The 500-nt window shown below is 47.8% G+C and carries 1 protein-coding gene; it reads right to left on the bottom strand.

The genetic code is table 11. From position 1 onward, the window contains the following. Positions 1 to 500 (bottom strand): hypothetical protein (locus A596_RS23300; RefSeq protein ID WP_039918884.1); only part of this gene is annotated, 500 nt, incomplete at both ends.

Genomic DNA, 500 nt, shown 5'->3' with positions numbered 1-500 from the left:
TTACTAATGGTGCCTACAATCAATTGACTGCCGGGCAGCAACATTGCAGAGAGCGATGTGGTTGCACGCAATTTCGCGATGATATTAATTTCACCGGATATCGGTGCAGGCAGTTGAATAATTTGGCGATCACTTGCGGGAATTGATTGGCCGTTGGGTAGTGTAATAACCAGTTCGCAATCTGCGCCGGTACCGGGCTGTATTGCAGGAAACAGCGCAATCAAATCTGTTGCGTTTTCAACGTCAATATTGCCCAGATTAATCACGCGCTCGGACTCGGTGTAAGTTGCACCAAGCAAACGGAATGTTAAATCACGGTCTTGGTGCGCACTCCACGTGCTGGCATTTGATGAAGACAGCAACACACCCACGTTATACGGCTGGCTAGTAACATTTCTTGCACCGACAATATCCCACTTGCCCAATTCCGCCACGCCAATAGAACCAGTTGAGTCATTGCACAAAATCACAATGGCGTATTCGGTTTGCGGCATTAATAC

It is taken from the genome of Cellvibrio mixtus subsp. mixtus J3-8 (assembly GCF_000766945.1).
In the GTDB taxonomy this organism is placed as follows: Bacteria; Pseudomonadota; Gammaproteobacteria; order Pseudomonadales; family Cellvibrionaceae; genus Cellvibrio; species Cellvibrio mixtus_A.
Note: the sequence above shows the minus strand (reverse complement) of the source record. Positions and strands in the feature narration are given on the sequence as shown.